The organism is Plantactinospora sp. CNZ320, from assembly GCF_002846275.1.
The window spans coordinates 434149-452662 of the sequence record NZ_PJMP01000001.1 but is presented as its reverse complement, the minus strand read 5'-3'; the positions used below and the strand labels follow the sequence as shown (position 1 = coordinate 452662).

14 protein-coding genes, 1 pseudogene and 2 riboswitches are annotated in these 18514 nt (G+C 74.8%); of the genes and pseudogenes, 6 read left to right on the top strand and 9 right to left on the bottom strand.

The annotated features are described in order from the left end of the window. Window positions 1-106 precede the first annotated feature (106 nt). Genes CLT71_RS01815 through CLT71_RS01805 form a run of 3 tightly spaced genes read right to left on the bottom strand, consistent with a single transcriptional unit; the run spans window position 107 to window position 1736 of the window. Window positions 107-724, bottom strand: coding sequence for a histidine phosphatase family protein (locus CLT71_RS01815; RefSeq protein ID WP_101365546.1), 618 nt, complete (start codon window positions 722-724; stop codon window positions 107-109). Further along, complete coding sequence (locus CLT71_RS01810; protein WP_101365545.1) at window positions 721-1518, bottom strand: CbtA family protein; 798 nt, start codon at window positions 1516-1518, stop codon at window positions 721-723. Before CLT71_RS01810 ends, CLT71_RS01815 begins: the two co-directional genes overlap by 4 nt. Window positions 1519-1532: 14 nt before the next feature. Beyond that, window positions 1533-1736 (bottom strand): CbtB domain-containing protein, encoded by a 204-nt coding sequence (locus tag CLT71_RS01805; protein ID WP_101365544.1) that lies wholly within the window; start codon window positions 1734-1736, stop codon window positions 1533-1535. A gap of 34 nt (window positions 1737-1770) precedes the next feature. Further along, window positions 1771-1913, bottom strand: a riboswitch (cobalamin riboswitch). A 140-nt stretch (window positions 1914-2053) separates the two neighbouring features. Between CLT71_RS01805 and CLT71_RS01800 the strand changes: the two genes are divergently transcribed. After that, on the top strand, window positions 2054-2833 hold the full coding sequence (locus CLT71_RS01800; RefSeq protein ID WP_101365543.1) for a cobalt-precorrin-6A reductase: 780 nt from the start codon (window positions 2054-2056) through the stop codon (window positions 2831-2833). On the opposite strand, the gene CLT71_RS01795 is transcribed toward CLT71_RS01800, so the two are convergent. From CLT71_RS01795 to CLT71_RS01785, 3 genes are read right to left on the bottom strand one after another with little or no spacing between them, the layout of a single operon-like run. Then, window positions 2821-4488, bottom strand: a complete 1668-nt coding sequence (locus CLT71_RS01795; protein WP_101365542.1) for a precorrin-2 C(20)-methyltransferase — start codon at window positions 4486-4488, stop codon at window positions 2821-2823. The two genes, CLT71_RS01800 and CLT71_RS01795, sit on opposite strands and share 13 nt — an antisense overlap. Beyond that, window positions 4485-5114, bottom strand: coding sequence for a precorrin-8X methylmutase (locus tag CLT71_RS01790; protein ID WP_101365541.1), 630 nt, complete (start codon window positions 5112-5114; stop codon window positions 4485-4487). The genes CLT71_RS01795 and CLT71_RS01790 overlap by 4 nt, the downstream gene beginning before the upstream one ends. After that, window positions 5111-6433: a precorrin-3B synthase gene (locus CLT71_RS01785; protein ID WP_101365540.1), complete on the bottom strand. Its 1323-nt coding sequence runs from the start codon at window positions 6431-6433 to the stop codon at window positions 5111-5113. The genes CLT71_RS01790 and CLT71_RS01785 overlap by 4 nt, the downstream gene beginning before the upstream one ends. Window positions 6434-6503: 70 nt before the next feature. Next, window positions 6504-6567: riboswitch (cobalamin riboswitch) on the top strand. Between the two features lie 65 nt (window positions 6568-6632). Between CLT71_RS01785 and cobN the strand changes: the two genes are divergently transcribed. Both cobN and CLT71_RS01775 read left to right on the top strand, forming a co-directional pair. Continuing rightward, window positions 6633-10331 (top strand): cobaltochelatase subunit CobN, encoded by a 3699-nt coding sequence (cobN, locus tag CLT71_RS01780; protein WP_101365539.1) that lies wholly within the window; start codon window positions 6633-6635, stop codon window positions 10329-10331. Between the two features lie 68 nt (window positions 10332-10399). Then, entirely contained in the window at window positions 10400-10912 is a 513-nt protein-coding gene (locus CLT71_RS01775) for a levansucrase (protein ID WP_101371056.1), read from the top strand. Window positions 10913-11007: 95 nt separating this feature from the next. Here the strand turns inward: CLT71_RS01775 and CLT71_RS01770 are convergent. The 3 genes and pseudogenes from CLT71_RS01770 to CLT71_RS01760 form a co-directional block, all read right to left on the bottom strand. Then, window positions 11008-12384, bottom strand: a pseudogene (locus CLT71_RS01770) (cobyrinic acid a,c-diamide synthase CobB); the annotation flags it as partial. Beyond that, complete coding sequence (cobO, locus tag CLT71_RS01765; protein WP_101371055.1) at window positions 12381-12995, bottom strand: cob(I)yrinic acid a,c-diamide adenosyltransferase; 615 nt, start codon at window positions 12993-12995, stop codon at window positions 12381-12383. The gene cobO and the pseudogene CLT71_RS01770, both read right to left, overlap by 4 nt. After that, entirely contained in the window at window positions 12995-15247 is a 2253-nt protein-coding gene (locus CLT71_RS01760; RefSeq protein WP_101371054.1) for a magnesium chelatase subunit D family protein, read from the bottom strand. Before CLT71_RS01760 ends, cobO begins: the two co-directional genes overlap by 1 nt. A gap of 342 nt (window positions 15248-15589) precedes the next feature. Here CLT71_RS01760 and cbiE point away from each other — a divergent pair, with 342 nt between their 5' ends. The 3 genes from cbiE to cobF are packed head-to-tail and all read left to right on the top strand — an operon-like array spanning window position 15590 to window position 18472. After that, on the top strand, window positions 15590-16942 hold the full coding sequence (gene cbiE, locus CLT71_RS01755) for a precorrin-6y C5,15-methyltransferase (decarboxylating) subunit CbiE (protein ID WP_101365537.1): 1353 nt from the start codon (window positions 15590-15592) through the stop codon (window positions 16940-16942). Next, complete coding sequence (gene cobM / locus CLT71_RS01750; RefSeq protein WP_101365536.1) at window positions 16933-17685, top strand: precorrin-4 C(11)-methyltransferase; 753 nt, start codon at window positions 16933-16935, stop codon at window positions 17683-17685. Before cbiE ends, cobM begins: the two co-directional genes overlap by 10 nt. A 13-nt stretch (window positions 17686-17698) precedes the next feature. Continuing rightward, on the top strand, window positions 17699-18472 hold the full coding sequence (gene cobF, locus CLT71_RS01745; RefSeq protein ID WP_101365535.1) for a precorrin-6A synthase (deacetylating): 774 nt from the start codon (window positions 17699-17701) through the stop codon (window positions 18470-18472). Window positions 18473-18514: the final 42 nt, after the last annotated feature.

The window sequence follows — 18514 nt, the reverse complement described above, 5'->3', positions numbered from 1 at the left end:
CGGTGCGGGCGTGCCGACGGAGCAGAGCACGCTGTGTCCGCACGACCCTCCCCCCGTGGTTGACGCGTCAGAAAAATATACCCGGGCAACCGGGCGGTTCCGCCGGTTATCCCGGCTCGGCACCGCCCCGCCCAGCGCCGGGCGGGGCGGTGAGCCGGAGCAGCCAGCCGGGGCCACGCCCGGCCAGCCGGACCACCGCCAGCGGGGCCACCTCCAGCCGCCAGAAGGTGGCGGCCGGCAGCCGCAGCGCCCGGACCAGCGCGGCCCGGACCACCACCGGATGGGTGACGGCGACGATCCGCCCGCCCAGGTCACGCGCGCCGGCCAGCCAGCGGTCGACCCGGTCGAGCAGCGCCTCGACTGACTCGCCGCCGTGCGGGGCCGCCTTCGGGTTGCCGAGCCAGTCCCGCAGCGCCTCGGGCTCCCGGGCGGCGACCTCGGCCAGCGGCAGCCCGGTCCACCGGCCGTAGTCACAGTCGGCGAGCGCGGGCACGGCGGTCGGCCGCAGGCCCAGCGCGTACCCGGTCTGCCGGCCCGCCTCGGCCGGAGTACTGAGGCAGGCGTCGACCCGGCCGAACGGCCCAGGCCGGCCCGGCCCGGTGTCGGCCAGGGCGCGGGCCGCCGCCAGGCCGCCGGCATCGAGGCTGTCGTCGCCGCCGAACACCGCCCGCCGCAGCGCGCTCGTGTGGGCGTGCGCGACCAGGTGCAGACTCGTCGGGCTCACCGGCCGGCCGACGCCCCGGCACCGTCCGGCGTCCCGGCGGACCGTCCCGGCCCACCGTCGCCAGCCTGCCGCCGGTCCCGGCCCCGCCAGCCGAGCAGCACGGCGAAGAGCAGCCCGATCCCGGTCCAGAGCACCACCTGGGTGCCCAGCGAGGCGAGCCGGAACTCCCACAACAGCGCCGCCGGGAAGTCGCCCGGCACCTCCGAATACGACGGCAGCACGGTGTACGCGACCGCCGCGACCAGCAGGAAGCCGCCGACCGCCGCCGAGGCCCGCAGCGCGTACGGGGTGTGCGGGGCGACCGAACGGTGGGCGAGCGCACCTGCCCAGACGGCCACCAGCCCGAGCACCACCAGCAGCAGGTAGCTGCCGGTCCGCTGGTCGATGGTGTCCGGGTTGCCGACCGCCGGAGGGTTCGCCGGATACTTGCCGAACGGCACGACCACCGCCCCGAGCAGTGCCCCGCCGGCCAGCAGCAGCGCCGCCCGGCCGTCGTCGGTGCTGCGCAGTCGACGGCGCAGCAGGACGTACCCGGTGGCGAGCAGGCCGCCCATCGCGGCACCGAACAGCCCGGTGGCCAGGAACAGCCCGGCGCGCTGACCGTCGCGGCCGACGAGTTCCTCGGCGTGGTGGTCGGCCTCGACCCCGGGGGCGGCGTGGGTCGCCGCCTCCTCGATCGCGATCGCGGCATCGATCCGCGGCTCGCCGACGAAATAACCGAAGGTGCCGGCGATCAGACCGGCGACCAGGCCCGCGAGCAGGCCACGCAGCAGTACGGACAGAAACGTCGACACGTCGGTGCGACGATTCAGTGGCAGGGAACGCCGAGCAGGTGCCGACCGTCGTGCATCAACTCGTGCAGGAACATGCCGCTGCGCGAGACAGCCCCCTGGTCGAAGGCGACCAGGTAGACCAGCAGGGCGAGCAGGGCGACCACGGCGAGAGCCGTCCACAGTAGCCGGACGGAAACGACAGGCTGGGCGAGCGGACGGGCCGGAGCAGGGCTGGACATGCGCGTAGAACCTCCTCGGGGATGACGCGTCCCCGTCGACAGGCTGCGACGACCGAGCGTCCTGGCTCGCGGAACCCGACCGGGGTCGGGACCGCTCACAGTGGCGCGACCGCGCCGGACTTTCACCGGCTTCCCTCGTACCGCCGCAGATGGCCAGTCGACCGTAACCGGGCGGTACCCGGCGGTCAACCGGGGCACCGGCCGGCCGGCGGTTCACGGTCGGCCGGTGCGCCGTACCGCCCGCTCCGGGTGTCGGAGGTCACCGCCGCCACACCGTCCGGTTGTGCCGGCCGGGGCCGGCCGATACCGTCGCGCCCGTGACGACCCGGGTGCTGCTGCTCGGCGGCACCGCCGAGGCGCGGGAGCTGGCCGCCGCGCTGGCCGGCCGCCCCGACACCGTGGTGGTCTCCTCACTGGCCGGCCGGGTCGCCGATCCCCGGTTGCCGGTCGGCGAGGTGCGGATCGGCGGGTTCGGTGGCGTGGCCGGACTCACCCGCTGGCTCGTCGAGCACCGGGTCGACGTACTCGTCGACGCCACACACCCGTACGCGGCCCGGATGCGGTCGTCGGCGGTGCGGGCGGCCGAGGCGACCGGGGTACCGTACCTGCGGTTGGGGCGTCCAGGGTGGACGGCCGGTCCCGGGGACCGCTGGCACCGGGTACCCGATCTCGCCGCCGCCGCCGACCTGCTGCCCCGGCTGGGCCGGCGGGCCTTCGTCACCACCGGCCGGCAGGGGCTCGGCGCCTTTCTGCACCTGACCGGCACCTGGCTGCTGGTCCGGGTGGTTGACGAGCCGACCGTCCCGTTGCCGGACAACGTGACCCTGCTCCGCGACCGGGGACCCTACCGGGTGGCGTCGGAGCGGGAACTGTTGACCGGGCACCGGATCGACGTGCTGGTCAGCAAGGACAGCGGTGGGACGTACACGATGGCGAAGCTGACCGCCGCCCGCGAGCTGGGGTTGCCGGTGGTGCTGGTGGACCGGCCGGCGCCGGTCGCCCTGCCGGCGGCGGTCGGCGACGTGGCGGCGGCGCTGGCCTGGTTGGATCGGGTACCGCCCGGAGCCGGCCGGGCGGACGGTGCTCAGCCGGGATAGGTCCGGGGCGTCCAGACCACCGTCGAACCGTCCGCCCGCCGATCGGTCCGGGTGGTGGAGGAACCGACGATCAGCAGGCAGCGCATGTCCACATCGGATGGATCGAGGTCGGCCAGTGGTACCACGGTGACCCGCTCCCCCGGCCGGCCCACGTCCCGGGCGATCACCACCGGCGTGTCGGCGCTCCGGTGCCGCAGCAACACCTTCCGGGCCGCCTCGACCTGCCACCGTCGGCTGGCCGAGGCCGGGTTGTAGAGCGCCAGCACCAGGTCGGCGGCGGCCGCGCCGGCCAACCGCTGCTCGATCACTGCCCACGGCTTCAACCGGTCCGAGAGCGACAGCACCGCGAAGTCGTGGCCGAGCGGGGCACCGATCCGGCTCGCCGCCGCCTGCGCCGCGGTCAACCCGGGCAGCACCCGCACCGGGACGGCGTCGAACCGCTTGTCACCGGTGGCGACCTCCAGCACCGCCGTGGCCATCGCGAAGACTCCCGGGTCGCCGGAGGAGACCACGGCCACCCGGGCACCGGCCAGGGCGAGTTCCAGGGCGTGCCGGGCCCGGTCGATCTCGACCTGGTTGCCGGAGGTGTGCCGGTGCTGTCCGGGGCGGTGCGGCACCCGGTCGACGTACGGGCCGTAGCCGACCAGGTGCTCCGCCTCGCGCAGCGCCTGGCTGGTCTCCGGGGTGAGCCATCGGGTGCCGGCGGGGCCGAGGCCGAGCACTGTCACCTCGCCGGCCGGTGCCCCGCCCCCGGCCGCCACCGCGCCAGCCGAAGCCACCGGTCCGGTCGAAGTCGCCGGTCCGGTCGAAGTCGCCCGTCCGGTCGAAGTCGTGGCATCGGGTGTCGCTGTTGCGGCAGGTGCCGTGCGGACACGAGCCGCCACGGCGTCGCCGGTGGGGCTGGTCAGCACGGCGAGCGAGAAGTACGGCACCCCGTCCGGGTCGACCTCGGCCAGTGGCAGTTCACGGCCGACCGGCGCGGTGGCCCGCTCGACGTACCAGGCGTCGTCCAGCCGCCCGGCATCGGCGAACGCCGCCCGTACCTGCGGAAACGTCCGCCCCAGCTTGAGTACGGCGGCAGCGTCGGTGTCGGCGAGTCGACGGGTCAACTCGTCAGCCGGCAGCGTCCCGGGCAGTACGGTGAGCACCTCGTCCCGCTCGACGAGCGGCCGACCCAGTACGGCGGTCGCGGCGCTGATCGAGGTGACCCCGGGTACCACCTCGGCGGGGAACCGGTGCGCGAGCCGCTCGTGCAGGTACATGTAGGAGCCGTAGAACATCGGATCGCCGGCACAGATCACCACCACGTCCCGCCCGGCGCGCAGGTGCGCGGCGAGCCGCTCCGCGCTGGCGTCGTAGAACTCGGTGATCGCCGCCTCGTAGCCGCCCGGATGGTCGGTGGTCTCGGTGGTGACCGGATAGACGAGCGGCTCGGTCAGCTGGCCGTCCCGGAGGTAGGGCTCGGCTATCGACCGGGCGATGCTGCGGCCGTGCCGGGCCGAGTAGTAGGCGATCACGTCGGCGGCGCCGATCAGCCGGGCCGCCTTCACCGTCACCAGTTCGGGATCGCCCGGCCCGACGCCGACGCCACGCAGCGTGCCGGGCCGCCGGCCGCCGTCGACATCTGGTCCGCCGCCGGGTTCGGACGCGCTCATTCGACCTCGCTCGCGATCGCGTTGACGGCGGCGGCGGTGACGGCGCTGCCGCCGCGCCGGCCGTGCACCACCAGGTAAGGGATGCCGGCGCCGTGCCCGGCCAGCGCCTGCTTCGACTCGGCCGCCCCGATGAACCCCACTGGTACGCCGACGATCGCCGCCGGCCGGGCGGCCCCCTCGTCGATCATCTCCAGCAGCCGGAACAGCGCGGTGGGGGCGTTGCCGATCGCCACCACCGCCCCGTCGAGCCGGTCCCGCCACAGCTCCAGGGCGGCCGCACTGCGGGTGGTGCCGAGCCGGCGGGCCAGGTCGGGCACCTCGGGGTCGCGCAGCGTGCAGAGCACCTCGTTGTCCCGGGGCAGCCGGGCCCGGGTGATGCCGGCGGCGACCATCACCGCGTCGCAGAGGATCGGCGCACCGGCCCGCAGCGCGGCCCGGCCGGCGTGGACCAGGTCGGGTGCGGCCTCGACGTCGGCGGCCAGGTCGACGCTGCCGCTGGCGTGGATCATCCGTACCACCACCGGCGCGATCTCCGGCGGCAGCGCGGAGAGGTCGGCCTCGGCCCGGATGGTCGCGAACGACTGTCGGTAGATCTCCGCACCGTCGCGGATGTACTCGTAGCTCACTTCTGCCCTTCTGCCCGCGCGGCCAGGGCGGCCGCCGGGGTACCCGGTCGGCTGGTGCCGCCGGCCTCGATCCGGTATCCGGTGCCGGTGGCGACCGCCAGTACGGCCGGTCCGGCCGGTCGGCCGCAACCGCGCTCGCAACCGACCACGTGCACCGGAAGCCCCGCCCCGTCCGCCGGAGCTGCCGCATGTGGCATTGCCGCCCCGTGCGCCGGAAGTGTCGTCCGGTGTGCCGGAGGTGTCGCCCCGGCCGCCGTCTCGGCGTCGGCTGCCGTTTCGGCGTCGGCCAGCGCCTCGGTGACGTCCCGGCGCACGTCGGCGAGGGCGCTGGCGCAGCCGGGTCGGCCGGTGCAGGCGGTCACGCCGAGCCAGGGCGAGGCCGGGTCGACGAGCAGGCCGGCGGCTGCCAGCCGGCCGACGATATCGGGTCCCTCGGCGTCGAGCACCAGGCTGCGCCACGGCGTGACGACGATCTCGTCCGTTCCCGCCAGCTCGGCCAGCAGGTCGGCCTGGTCGGCGGTCAACCGGCCGAGCCGGGTACCGGCCACCAGCACACCGCCCGGGTGGGCGCCGACCGCCGGTGCCGGTGCCGACCCGCTCGGTGCCGATGACAACTCGGCCGGTATCGCGGCGATGTCGGGACCGTCCAGTGCCTCGGTGACCCGGGCCGGCCCGTCCGGCAGGTCCGCCAGCCGCCACAGGTCCCGGCGGTCGCCGCGTACCCGCAGGAAGGCACGGGCGGCGGCGATCAGCAGCGCCACGGCATTGGCCGGGCCGGCCCGCAACCCGGTGTCGGTGCCGGCCAGCCACAGCACCTGCGAGTCGCCGGTCCAGCACAGGTCAGCACCGAGGGTGGCGACATCGCCCCGGCCGTCGTCGAGGGCGAACAGGAACCGCCCGCTGAGCGACGCCAGCTCGGCCGTGCCGCGCAGCGCCGTGTCGAGGTCCCGCACCATCGGGCGTACGTCGAGCCGCCCGGCCCGGTCCCGCCCGCTCATCGGGGAGGCCAACAGGTTGCGTACCCGTTCGTGGGTGGCGGTGGGCAGCAGTCCCACCTCGGCGATCCGGTCGGCTACCCGGCGTACCGAGGCGTCGTCGGCGAGGCGGCGGAGTTGGAGGTTAGCCCGGGAGGTCAGTTCCAGTGCGCCGTCGGACTCGATCCGGGCGAGGTCGGCGAGAACCCGCAGTTGGCCGGGGCGGAGTTGACCGCCGGGCAGCCGTACCCGGACCAGCAGCCCGTCGGCGGCCTGGTGCGCCCGCAGCGCACCGGGACAGCGGTCCTCCGGCAGCCGGGGGGACGGGGTGGAGACGGCGGACACGGGCTCATCGTAGAGTCGTGTTCCTCGGCGTCGACCGGCGGCGAGAAAAGCATCACGCGGTGGACCCGGAGGAACCCGGTGCGAGTCCGGGGCGGTCCCGCCACTGTCACCGACCTGTTCGCGGGTCGGGAGCCAGACACTCCGGACCGCTGTCGAAACGGACCACGACCACGGGCGCGGACCCGGGGAGGAGCCACCCATGCCGGACGCTGCCACCATCCTGCTCTTGTCCACTTCGGACACCGATCTGCTCTCGGCTCGCGCCAGCGGTGCGGCGTACCGGCTGGCGAACCCGGCCCGGATCGACCCGGCCGAGCTGGCCGACCTGGTCGACGGCGTCGACCTGGTGGTGGTGCGGATCCTCGGCGGCGCCCGGATGTGGGCGGAAGGGCTGGCGGCGCTGCGTGCCGGTACCCGGCCGGTGGTGGCGCTCGGCGGCGAGCAGACCCCGGACGCGGAGCTGATGGCCCGCTCGACGGTGCCGGCCGGTACCGCCGCACAGGCGCACGCCTACCTGGCCCAGGGCGGGCCGGAGAACCTGCGCGAACTGCACGCCTTCCTCTCCGACACTGTACTGCTGACCGGGCACGGCTTCGCCCCGCCGGTCGCACAGCCGAACTGGGGCGTCCGGGCCCGCCCGGCCGGCCCGGCGACCGGGCCGGTGGTCGGGATCCTCTACTACCGGGCACACCAGCTCAGCGGCAACACCGGGTTCGTCGACGCGCTCGCCACCGCTGTCGAGGAGGCGGGCGGTCGGGCGCTGCCGGTCTTCTGCGCCAGCCTGCGTACCCCGGAACCGGAGCTGCTGGCGACGCTCGGTGCGGCCGACGCGCTGCTGGTCACGGTGCTGGCTGCCGGCGGTACCCGACCGGCGGACGCCGCTGCCGGCGGCAGCGAGGAGGCCTGGGACGTCGGCGCGCTCGCCGCGCTGGACGTGCCGATCCTCCAGGCGCTCTGCCTCACCTCCACCCGGACGGCCTGGTCGGACAGTGAGGACGGCCTCTCCCCACTGGACGCGGCGACCCAGGTCGCGGTGCCGGAGTTCGACGGGCGGCTGATCACCGTGCCGTTCTCGTTCAAGGAGACCGACAGCGACGGGCTGCCCCGCTACGTCGCCGACCCGGAACGGGCCGCCCGGGTCGCCGGCACCGCCGTCCGGTTGGCCCGGCTCCGGCACACCCCGGTCGAGCGGCGCCGGATCGCCCTGGTGCTCTCGGCCTATCCGACCAAGCACGCCCGGGTCGGCAACGCGGTCGGGCTGGACACCCCGGCCAGCGCGGTACGCCTGCTCCGGGCGATGCGCGACCTCGGCTACGACGTCGGCCCGGCCGACGGCCCGGACGCGCTGCCGGGCCTCACCCCGACGACCACCGGAGAGACCGCCCCCGGGTCCGGACCCGAAGCCGGGCTGTCCGATGGTGATCGGCTGATCCACGCGCTGATCGCGGCCGGTGGCCAGGACCAGGAGTTCCTCACCGAGGAGCAGCTCGCCGCCAACCCGGTACGAATCCCGCTGGGCCGGTACCGGCGCTGGTTCGACGCGCTGCCGGCGCAACTGCGCGAGGCGATGGAGACACACTGGGGGCCGCCACCCGGGCAGCTCTACGTCGACAGCTCCACGGACCCGGACGGCGAGATCGTGCTCGCCTGCCTGCGGGCCGGAAACGTGGTGTTGATGATCCAGCCACCGCGCGGCTTCGGTGAGAACCCGGTCGCGATCTACCACGACCCGGACCTGCCGCCGACGCACCACTACCTGGCGGCGTACCGGTGGCTGGACGAGGAGTTCGGTGCGGACGCCGTGGTGCACCTGGGCAAACACGGCTCACTGGAGTGGCTGCCCGGCAAGACCGTCGGGCTCTCCGCCTCCTGCGGGCCGGACGCGGTGCTCGGGTCACTGCCGCTGGTCTATCCGTTCCTGGTCAACGATCCCGGCGAGGGAGCGCAGGCGAAGCGGCGGGCGCACGCGGTGATCGTCGACCATCTGGTGCCGCCGATGGCCCGGGCGGAGAGCTACGGCGACATCGCCCGGCTGGAACAGCTCCTCGACGAGTACGCCAACATCGCCGCGATGGATCCGGCCAAGCTGCCGGCGATCCGGGGACAGATCTGGACGCTGATCCAGGCTGCCCGGCTCGACCACGACCTCGGTCTGGAACAGCGCCCGCACGACGCCGAGTTCGACGAGTTCCTGCTGCACGTGGACGGCTGGCTCTGCGAGGTCAAGGACGCCCAGATCCGCGACGGCCTGCACGTGCTCGGCGAGGCGCCGACCGGCGCGGCCCGGGTCAACCTGGTGCTGGCGATCCTGCGCGCCCGGCAGGTCTGGGGCGGGCAGGCCGGTGCTGTCGACGGGCTCCGGGCCGCGCTCGGCCTGACCGAGGGCGGGGACGGGCAGGGCACCGCCGAGGTCGACCGGGCCGAGGCGGTGGCCCGAACCCTGGTCGAGGCGATGGAGGCACGGGACTGGACGGTCGAGGCGGTACCCGCCGTACTGGCAGACGTCCTCGGCGACGACGACCCGCGCCGCGCGGCGGTACGCCCGGTGCTGGAGTTCGCCGCCACCGAACTGGTACCCCGACTGGCCCGGACCACCGACGAACTGACCCACCTGCTGCACGCCCTCGACGGCGGGTACGTACCGGCCGGCCCGAGCGGCTCGCCGCTGCGTGGACTCGTCAACGTGCTGCCGACCGGCCGGAACTTCTACACGGTGGACCCGAAGGCGATCCCGAGCCGGTTGGCGTACGCGACAGGGCAGGCGATGGCGACCTCGCTTGTCGAGCGGTACCGGAGGGACACCGGGCAGTGGCCGCGCTCGGTCGGGCTCTCCGCCTGGGGCACCTCGGCGATGCGGACCGCCGGGGACGACGTGGCCGAGGTACTCGCGCTGATCGGCGTGACACCGACCTGGGACGAGGCGTCCCGCCGGGTCGACGGCTTCGAGATCGTGCCGCTGGCCGAGCTGGGCCGGCCGCGCATCGACGTGACGGTGCGGATCAGCGGCTTCTTCCGGGACGCGTTCCCGCACGTGGTGCTGCTGCTCGACGACGCGATCCGGGCGGTGGCGGCGCTCGACGAGCCGGACGAGCAGAACTTCCTGCGGGCACACGTGCGGGCCGACGCCGCCCGGCACGGCGACGAGCGGCGGGCCACCAGCCGGATCTTCGGCTCGAAGCCGGGAGCCTACGGTGCCGGGCTGCTGCCGCTGATCGACAGCGGAAACTGGCGGGACGACGCCGACCTGGCCGAGGTCTACACGGTCTGGGGTGGCTTCGCCTACGGGCGCGGGCTGGACGGGCGGCCGGCCCGGGAGGAGATGGAGGACGCCTACCGGCGGATCGCGGTGGCGGCGAAGAACACCGACACCCGGGAGCACGACATCGCCGACTCCGACGACTACTTCCAGTACCACGGCGGAATGATCGCCACGGTGCGGGCGCTGACCGGGCAGGCGCCCCGGGCGTACATCGGGGACAGCACCACCCCGGACGCGGTGCGGACCCGGTCGCTGACCGAGGAGACCGCCCGGGTGTTCCGGGCCCGGGTGGTCAACCCGCGCTGGCTCGCGGCGATGCGCCGGCACGGCTACAAGGGCGCGTTCGAGCTGGCCGCCACCGTGGACTACCTCTTCGGGTACGACGCAACCGCCGGGGTCGTCGCCGACTGGATGTACGAGGACCTGGCGAAGACGTACGCTCTCGACGCCGCGAACCAGGAGTTCCTGCGCCGGTCCAACCCGTGGGCGCTGCGGAACATCATCGAGCGGCTCTCCGAGGCGGCTGACCGGGGGCTGTGGGCGAAGCCTGATCCGGCGACAATGGCAGCGCTGCGGGAGACGTACCTCCAGCTCGAAGGTGACCTTGAGGGCGGCGACGGCGGTACCGGCCCGACGTGATCGTCCGGCTGGAGTTCGATGACGTCGCCGGGCCCGCCGGCGGTGGGCGTGCAGAAGGGACGGCGCAGATGGAACAGGTGGACGCGACGGCCACGGACCCGGTCCGGACCTATCTCGACGGCACGGCGGAGCGGCTCCGGGCCGACGGCTGTGAGGTGACGACCGAGGACTGGAACGGCCTGCCGGTGCTGGTCGGCTACCGGGCCGACTTCAGGTTGCGGTGGATGGCCACCAAGCTGCACCTGTTCACCATCGCCGCGCCGGCGCCGGTGGTCACGGCGAGCGCGATCGAGGAGTTCACCACCGTGGCGCTGGACAACGTGGTGGCCCGCAAGGGGCAGCTTCGCGGGCTGCAGAGCGGGGTCGCGGTCTTCCCCGCACTGGTGAGCACCCAGGTCGAGCCGGCGGCGGCAGCCTGGGCACAGCACGGGCAGCGGGTCCGGTTCGCGGCGGCGGCCCGCCCGGTGGTGGTGGACGCCGGCACGGGCACGGTCGCCTGCTTCCGGGGCAACGCGACGCTCGGCCGGCTCTACTCGGCCCACTTCCGGCGGAAGCTCGCCGCCTACTTCCCCGGCAACTGACCCGCCCGCCGAGTGGCGCCCGCTGAACGACAGTTCCTGGCGTCCGCGGTGGGTCCGGTCCTGGCGGCCGGCGTGGGTCCGGCCGCGGCGGCGTACCGGGCCGCCGCCGCGCCGAACCGGGCGGCCAGGGCCGGATGGCCGGCCCAGTGCACGTGCAGGTAGGAGGCGTGCAGGTTGCCGACGACCACACCCTCCTCGACGGCCGCGTCGAGCCCGTGCGGGCGGGAGGGCCGGGGCCGGAACCGCCAGGCCGGCTGGCGCCCGGCGGCGTACTCGACCCGGGTGCGGTGGAACTCGTGCCCGGTGGCCACGGTTCCCGGCTCGGCGAGCAGGCTGACGCCCGCCGCCACCGCCTCCCGGTAGCCGAGGGTGAGCCGGCCGGTCATCCGGGCCGAGGCGTCCAGCACCCCGGTCATCGGGTGGCCGTCGAGGTCCCGGCAGAGGTAGAGCAGCCCGGCGCACTCGGCCAGCACCGGCATGCCGCCCCGGGCCGCCCGGCCGACCGCCTCGCGCAGCCGCCCGTTGGCGGCGAGTTCCGCCGCGTAGACCTCCGGGAAACCGCCGCCGAGGTAGAGACCCGCGCACTCCGGCGGCAGTTCCTCGTCCCGCAGCGGATCGACGGGTACGACCCGGAGGCCGGCAGCCGTGAGGAGTTCGTCGGTTTCGGCGTACCGGAAGGTGAACGCCGAACCACCGGCGACCGCGATCGTCACCGTGGGCAGCCGGGGCAGTTCCTCGGCGGGTCGCCACTGGCCGGCCGGCAGTTCCGGTGCCTGGCGCGCGACGGCGAGCACCGCCGCCAGGTCCACCGCTTCGGCCAGGCGGGCGGCGAGCGCGTCGACGGTACGCCGGGCCCCGGCGACCCGCTCGGCGGCCGGTACGAGCCCGAGGTGCCGGCTCGGGGTGTCCAGGGCGGCGTCCCGGCGCAGCGCCCCGAGCACCGGTACGCCGGTCCGGGCGACCGCCTGGCGCACCTCCGCCTCGTGCGTCTCCGAACCGACCTTGTTCAGGATCACCCCGGCGACGCTCAACTCCGGGTCGTAGTTGGCGAAGCCGTGCACCAGCGCGCCGATGCTGCGGGAGGCACCGGAGACGTCGACCACCAGCAGCACCGGGCTACGGGTCAGCCGGGCGACGTGCGCGGTGGAGGCGAAGCCCTCCCGGCCGATCGCACCGTCGTGCAGCCCCATCACGCCCTCGACCACCGCGATGTCGGCCGGCACCGGCACGCTCGCACCGTGCCGCAGCAGCGGAACGATCCGCTCCTCGCCCTGTAGGTGCGGGTCGAGGTTGCGGCCCGGCCGGCCGGTCGCCACCGCGTGGTAGCCGGGATCGATGTAGTCGGGGCCGACCTTGTGACCGCTGACCACCAGGCCCCGGGCGCGCAGTGCCGCCATCAGTCCGGTCGCCACCGTCGTCTTGCCCTGCCCGGAGGCGGGCGCGGCGATGACCAGCCGGGGCAGCCGGGTCACCACTCGATCCCCCGCTGTCCCTTCTGGCCGGTGTCCATCGGGTGCTTCACCTTCGTCATCTCGACCACCAGGTCGGCGGCGTCGACCAGCCGGGGGTCGGCGTCCCGACCGGTGACCACCACGTGCTGGTGGCCGGGGCGGTTCCGCAGGGTGTCGACGACCTCGGCCACGTCCACCCAGCCCCACTTCATCGGATAGGTGAACTCGTCGAGCACGTAGAGCTGGTGCCGTTCCTCGGCGAGCCGGCGCCGGATCTCCCGCCAGCCCTCCAGGGCGTCGGCGGCGTGGTCGGCCTCGCTGCCCGGCCGGCGGCTCCAGCTCCAGCCGGCGCCCATCTTGTGCCACTGCACCGGGCCGCCCTCACCGGTCTGCTCGTGCAGCCGGCCGAGCGCGAGCAGCGCGGACTCCTCGCCGACCCGCCAGCGGGCCGACTTGACGAACTGGAAGACCGCGATCGACCAGCCCTGGTGCCAGCCGCGCATGGCCAGCCCGAAGGCGGCAGTCGACTTACCCTTCATCGCGCCGGTGTGCACCATCAACAGCGGACGGTTGCGGCGTTGCCGGGTGGTCAGCCCGTCGGCGGGTACCGTCTCCGGCTGTCCCTGCGGCATCAGGCTGCCCTCCCCCACCGGCTCCGGACGCCGCCGCCGGAGCCGTCCGGGCCAGTCTCTTTTCGGGTACGCACACCGGTGCGCTCGCGTACCGCACCGCTCAGGGTGGCGGCGGCCACCTGCTCCAGGGGCAGGTGTTCGGCACCGAGTGCCTCGGCGAGTTCGGCGGCCAGGCCGAGCCGGATCCGTCCCGCCTCGCAGTCGACCACCACCGAGCGGACTCCGCGCTCGGCGAGCAGCCGGGCGGCGTACCGGGACCGGGCCACCGCATCCGGGCCGGCGGTGGCCCGACCGTCGGTGAGCAGCACCAGCAGCGGGCGGCGGCGCGGATCCCGGATCCGTTCCACCCGCAGCACCGCACCGGCCCGGAGCAGTCCCTCTGCCAGTGGCGTACGGCCGCCTGTCGACAGCCCGGCCAGCCGGGTCGCGGCAACGTCCACACTGGAGGTCGGCGGCAGCGCGAGTTCGGCACCGTTGCCCCGGAAGGTGACCAGCCCCACCCTGTCCCGCCGCTGATAGGCGTCGAGCAGCAGTGACAGTACGGCTGTCTTCACCTCCCGCATCCGCTGCCGTGCCGCCATCGAGCCGGAGGCGTCGACGCAGAACAGGATCAGGTTGCCCTCCCGGCCCTGCCGTACCGGCACCCGGAGGTCCTGCGGGCGCAACTCCAGCCCTGCGCCGCGCCGGCCGCGCACCCGCTGGTGCGGCGCTGCCGCCCAGAGCGTGGCGACCAGGTGTGGCCGGTTGCCGGCAGCCGCCCCCGGGGTGGTCCGGATCGTCTGCCCGACAGTGGTGACCGCCGGTGAGCGACGCCCGGCGACGCCGGCCCCGACGCCCGGTACGACCAGCAGCCGGGCCCGGTACGGCCGCCCGGCGGCAAGTGTCCGGCCATCGCCACCCGCCCCGCCCGGCGACCCGTCCGGTCCCGCCGAGCCGTACGGCGTCGCCTCGCCCTGCGTCCCGTCCGGTTGCGCCGAGCCATCCGGTTGTGTCGAGCCGTGCGGTTGCGTCGAGCCGTGCGGTGTCGGCCAGCCGTGCCACGCGCCGGGCACCCCGACCCGGTCCCAGCGTCCGGATCCGGTGCCGTCGGTGGTGCCGTCCGGGGCGGTGTCACCAGCCGGGGCGGGACCTGTGCCCGGCGGGCTTCCCGGCGCCGGGCCGTCGTCGGGTGCCGGCGCACCGCCCGGCCCACCCGGGTCGGGCCCGTCCGGTCCGGGATCCCGCGGCCCGGGGTCCTGCGGTGGAGCACCATCCGGGGGCGGCTCGGTGAGGTCGAGCCCGGCGTCGGCGAGCGCCTGGTCGAGCCGCTCCTGCTCGATACCGGGTGGGTCGAACGGGTTCCGCCGACGCCGGTGCGGCAGCGCCAGCCGGGCGGCGGCGCGGATGTCCACCCCGGTCACCGTGGTTCGCCCGCACCATGCGGCGTGCGCCATCGCGGTCCGTGCGGTCACCAGGTCGGCACGCATCCCGTCCACCTCGAACGAGGCGCAGACCGTGGCGATCCGGTACAGGGTGTCGTCGTCGAGGCGTACCTCGGGGAGGAGTCGACGGGCTCGGGCGATCCGGGCCGCCCGCTCGGCGTCCACAGTGGCGTACCGGCCGGCAAACCCGTCCGGGTCGGCCTCGTAGCCGAGCCGCCGCCGGGTCACCTCGGCCCGTACCGCCGGGTCGCGGCTGGCGGTCACCTCGACGGTCAGGCCGAACCGGTCCAGCAGTTGCGGGCGGAGTTCCCCCTCCTCCGGGTTCATCGTGCCGACCAGGACGAACCGGGCGGCGTGTGCGACCGAGACGCCCTCCCGTTCGACTGTGGCCCGGCCCATCGCCGCCGCGTCGAGCAGCACGTCGACCAGGTGGTCGTGCAGCAGGTTCACCTCGTCGACGTAGAGCAGTCCCCGGTGTGCCGAGGCGAGCAGTCCCGGCTCGTACGCGGTGACGCCGTCGCGCAGCGCCCGTTCCAGGTGCAGGGCGCCGAGTACCCGGTCCTCGGTGGCACCGACCGGCAGCTCGACCAGCCGGGCCGGCCGGGTCGTCGAGGGTGCCGCCGGATCGTGCGGCCCGTCCGGGCACTCCGGGTCCGGTGCGCCCGGGTCGCAGGAGAACCGGCAGCCGGTCACGACGGTCACCGGTGGCAGCAGCGCGGTCAGTGCCCGGACGATCGTGGACTTCGCGGTCCCCTTCTCGCCCCGGATCAGTACCCCGCCGATGGCCGGCGAGACGGCGCTGAGGGTGAGGGCGAGGGCCATGTCGTCCATCCCGACGACGGCGGAGAACGGGTACGACCGCACGGGGCCAACCTCCTACCTCGCGGGTGTCCACGCCCGCGACCGGTCCGGTACCGGGCCGCCCGGAGGGCCGACCCGGGACGGGGGCGGAGTGTCTGGCTCCCGGCCGTCGGCCGGTCACAGTGGCGGGACCGCCCCGGAGTCGCCGGCCCTGTCGGACCGACCCACCGGTGTTCCTCGCCGCACCGTCGCCGCCGATGATGACACAGCCCGGCCGAGCCGGCACCGTCGGCAGCTCACGGCAGGGCCCGGTGATGACCCGGCTCACCCGGCGGGGCACCGGCGGCGCGGGTTCGGCTAACGTTCCGGCTCGTGACCGCGACGAGTGCCGACGCTGGGCTGACCGTGGTCGGCATCGGCGCGGACGGCTGGGCCGGGCTCGGCGACGCCGGCCGGCGGGCGTTACGCACGGCAGAGGTGGTGCTCGGCGGGCGTCGGCAGCTCGACCTGCTTCCCGCCGAACTGCCGGCACAGCGGGTGAGCTGGCCGAGCCCGTTGCTGCCGGCGCTGCCCGGCCTGCTCGACAGGTACGCCGATCGCCGGCTCGCCGTCCTCGCCAGCGGTGACCCGATGTGGTTCGGGATCGGGGTGCGGATCGTCGAACTGGTCGGCCCGGACCGGGTGCGGATGCTGCCGCACCCGTCGTCGATAAGCCTGGCCTGTGCCCGGCTGGGCTGGCCGGTCGAGCGGGTCACCGTGGTCAGCGCGGTCGGCCGCGACCTGGCCCGGGTACGCCGGGTGCTCGCCCCCGGCCGGCGGATCCTGGTACTCAGCGCGGACGCCTCCACCCCGTCGGCCCTGGCCGCCCTGCTCACCGAGGCCGGCTACGGCCCGAGCCCGCTGGTCGTGCTCTCCTCCCTCGAATCGTCCGGGTCCCTCGGATCGCCCGCACCCCTCGGATCGCCCGGATCGCCCGGACCCCTCGGATCGCCCGGACCCCTCGGATCGTCAGGACCGCTCGGGTCGCCCGGACCGCTCGGGTCGTCCGGGCGGGAGCAGCAGCTCGCCGGGACTGCCGAGGAGTGGTCGCATCCGCCGGGTGATCCGTTGAACGTGGTGGCGGTGCACGCCACGGCCGGGCCGGAGGCCGTACTCCGGTCGACGGTGCCGGGGCTGCCCGACGAGGCGTACGCGCACGACGGGGCGCTCACCAAGCGGGAGGCGAGAGCGCTGGCGCTGGCCCGGCTCGCCCCGGCCCCGGACGAGCTGCTCTGGGACGTCGGCGCCGGTTCGGGCAGCATCGGTATCGAGTGGCTGCGTGCCGAGCCGAACGCCCGGGCGGTGGCGGTGGAGGCACGGGCGGACCGGGCCGAGCGGATCGCCGGCAATGCGTCGGCGCTCGGGGTGCCGGAGCTGACGGTGGTGGTCGGCCGGGCTCCGGCGGCGCTGGCCGGGCTGCCCACCCCGGAGGCGGTCTTCGTCGGCGGCGGGCTGGCCACCGACGGTGTCCTGGACGCATGCTGGGCGGCGCTGGCCCCGGGCGGCCGGCTGGTGGCGCACGCGGTGACGATCGAGGGGGAACGCGAGTTGACCATCCGTGCCAATCGCCTCGGTGGCGATCTGACCCGGCTCGCCGTCGAGCGGGCCGCACCGCTGGGCGGCTTCACCGCGTGGAAGCCGGCCCGCGCCCTGGTGCAGTGGGCGGTGGTCAAGCCGTGCCGGTGACCTTCATCGGCGCCGGGCCGGGCGCCGCCGACCTGATCACCGTACGCGGGCAGCGGGTACTGGCCCGCGCTCAGGTCTGCCTCTACGCCGGCAGCCTGGTCCCGGCGGAACTGCTGGAATCGTGCCGGCCGGGGGCGGAACTGGTGGACACCGCCGACCTCACCCTGGACGAGATCGTGGCCCGGATGGTCGACGCCCACCGGGCCGGGCACGAGGTGGCCCGGCTCTGCTCCGGCGACCCGTCGATCTACAGTGCCGTGGCCGAGCAGTTGCGCCGGCTCGACGAGGCGAACGTACCGTACGAGATCGTGCCGGGCGTGCCGGCCTTCGCCGCCGCCGCCGCGACGCTGGGCCGGGAGCTGACGGTGCCTACGGTCGGCCAGACGGTGGTGCTGACCCGGGCCCGGGCGCGGTCGACGGTGATGCCGGCGACAGAGGACCTCGCCGTGCTCGGCGCCAGCCGGGCGACCCTGGTGCTGCACCTGGCGGTCGGCCGGACCCGGGAACTGGCCGACCAGCTCGTGCCGCACTACGGCGCGGACTGTCCGGTCGCGGTGGTGGCTCGAGCCAGCCGCCCGGACGAGCTGGTGCTGCGCGGTACCCTCGCCGACATCGCCGACCAGGTCGAGCAGGCCGGGGTACGCCGCACCGCCGTGATCGTGGTGGGTCGGGTGCTTACCGCCGAGGGCTTTCCGGACTCCTACCTCTACTCCGCCGGCCGTGACCGCTCGGCGAAGCGCTGAAGGGCAGGCGACCGTGCGGAGGATCCTGGTCATCGGCATCGGGGCGGGCGATCCCGCCCAGTTGACCCTGGAGGCGGTCCGGGCGATCGCCGAGGTCGACGTCTTCCTCGTGCTGGACAAGGGCGCCGTCAAGCAGGACCTGCTCGGGCTGCGGCAGGAGATCCTGCGCCGGCACCCGACGAAACCGGGGCACCGGGTGGTGGAGGTACGCGACCCGGACCGGGACCGGAGCGCACCAGACTATGTGGACGCGGTGGACGAGTGGCGTCGCCGCCGGGCCGAACTGTTGCGGGCACTGATCCGCGACGAGGTGCCGGCCGACGGCTGCGGCGCCTTCCTGGTCTGGGGCGACCCGGCGCTCTACGACAGCACGCTCGGGGTCATCGAAGAGATCCTCGCGGACGGGTCGGTCGAGTTCGACTACGCGGTGATCCCGGGGGTGAGCAGCGTGTCGACGCTGGCGGCCCGGCACCGGATCGGGCTGAACCGGGTCGGACGGCCGTTCCAGGTGACCACCGGCCGGCTGCTGGCCCAGGGTTGGCCGGCCGGGGTGGACGACCTGGTCGTGATGCTCGACGCGCACTGCACGTTCCTGCGGGTGACGGAGCCGGACGTACAGATCTACTGGGGCGCCTACCTCGGTACCGCCGACGAGATCCTGGTCGCCGGCCCGCTCACCGAGGTCGGCCCGGAGATCGTCGAGGTGCGCCGGGCCGCCCGGGAACGCAAGGGCTGGATCATGGACACCTATCTGCTGCGCCGCCGGGTCGACCAGACCGCCGGATAGCACCCCGCTCGCCCCCGTACCCCCTTCCTGGTCCGACCCTGC

What these genes read in the sequence shown, in the direction of transcription:
- cobO (WP_101371055.1), bottom strand. Translation starts at nt 12,995, where the DNA reads ATGCCGCAGGGACAGCCGGAGACGGTACCCGCCGACGGGCTGACCACC.
- CLT71_RS01805 (WP_101365544.1), bottom strand. Translation starts at nt 1,736, where the DNA reads ATGTCCAGCCCTGCTCCGGCCCGTCCGCTCGCCCAGCCTGTCGTTTCC.
- CLT71_RS01775 (WP_101371056.1), top strand. Translation starts at nt 10,400, where the DNA reads ATGGAACAGGTGGACGCGACGGCCACGGACCCGGTCCGGACCTATCTC.
- CLT71_RS01795 (WP_101365542.1), bottom strand. Translation starts at nt 4,488, where the DNA reads ATGAGCGCGTCCGAACCCGGCGGCGGACCAGATGTCGACGGCGGCCGG.
- CLT71_RS01760 (WP_101371054.1), bottom strand. Translation starts at nt 15,247, where the DNA reads ATGGACGACATGGCCCTCGCCCTCACCCTCAGCGCCGTCTCGCCGGCC.
- cobN (WP_101365539.1), top strand. Translation starts at nt 6,633, where the DNA reads ATGCCGGACGCTGCCACCATCCTGCTCTTGTCCACTTCGGACACCGAT.